The sequence below is a fragment of the Enterococcus sp. 3C7_DIV0644 genome, assembly GCF_002141235.1.
Classification (GTDB): domain Bacteria; phylum Bacillota; class Bacilli; order Lactobacillales; family Enterococcaceae; genus Enterococcus_D; species Enterococcus_D entomosocium.
Genome location: NZ_NGLK01000001.1, coordinates 1,580,303 through 1,580,809, shown reverse-complemented (window position 1 = coordinate 1,580,809; position 507 = coordinate 1,580,303). Strand labels below are relative to the sequence as shown.

Here is a 507-nt window from a genome sequence, read left to right as displayed (position 1 = left end):
TGGAGGATTACCCAAGTCCGGCTGAAGGGAACGGTCTTGAAAACCGTCAGGCGGGTAAAACCGTGCAAGGGTTCGAATCCCTTATCCTCCTTAACTGTCTCTTTTGTTGCGAGCAAAAGAATCACAGTCCTTTAATTACTGAAAAGTAATTACTTATCGCGGGATGGAGCAGTCTGGTAGCTCGTCGGGCTCATAACCCGAAGGTCGTAGGTTCAAATCCTGCTCCCGCAATCGCTTTGTTTAACGGCAAAGCAGCAATACAAAGCTTCTGGTTTGGTAGTTCAGTTGGTTAGAATGCCTGCCTGTCACGCAGGAGGTCGCGGGTTCGAGTCCCGTCCAGACCGTTGTTTTTGGCTCGGTAGCTCAGTTGGTAGAGCAATGGATTGAAGCTCCATGTGTCGGCAGTTCGATTCTGTCCCGCGCCATAGGAATGCGGGTGTAGTTTAGTGGTAAAACTACAGCCTTCCAAGCTGTTGTCGCGAGTTCGATTCTCGTCACCCGCTTTGC

5 tRNA genes are annotated in these 507 nt (G+C 50.5%); all 5 read left to right on the top strand.

Annotation, left to right across the window (positions count from 1 at the left end):
* The first annotated feature begins 1 nt into the window (after position 1).
* The 5 genes from A5877_RS07405 (at position 2) to A5877_RS07385 (ending at position 503) form a co-directional block, all read left to right on the top strand.
* Positions 2 to 91: transfer RNA gene (locus A5877_RS07405), tRNA-Ser, on the top strand.
* A 66-nt stretch (positions 92 to 157) separates the two neighbouring features.
* Positions 158 to 231 (top strand) — tRNA-Met (locus A5877_RS07400).
* Positions 232 to 270: 39 nt separating this feature from the next.
* Positions 271 to 344 (top strand) — tRNA-Asp (locus A5877_RS07395).
* An 8-nt stretch (positions 345 to 352) separates the two neighbouring features.
* Positions 353 to 425 (top strand) — tRNA-Phe (locus A5877_RS07390).
* 7 nt (positions 426 to 432) lie between these two features.
* Positions 433 to 503: transfer RNA gene (locus A5877_RS07385), tRNA-Gly, on the top strand.
* The last annotated feature ends 4 nt before the right edge of the window (positions 504 to 507 follow it).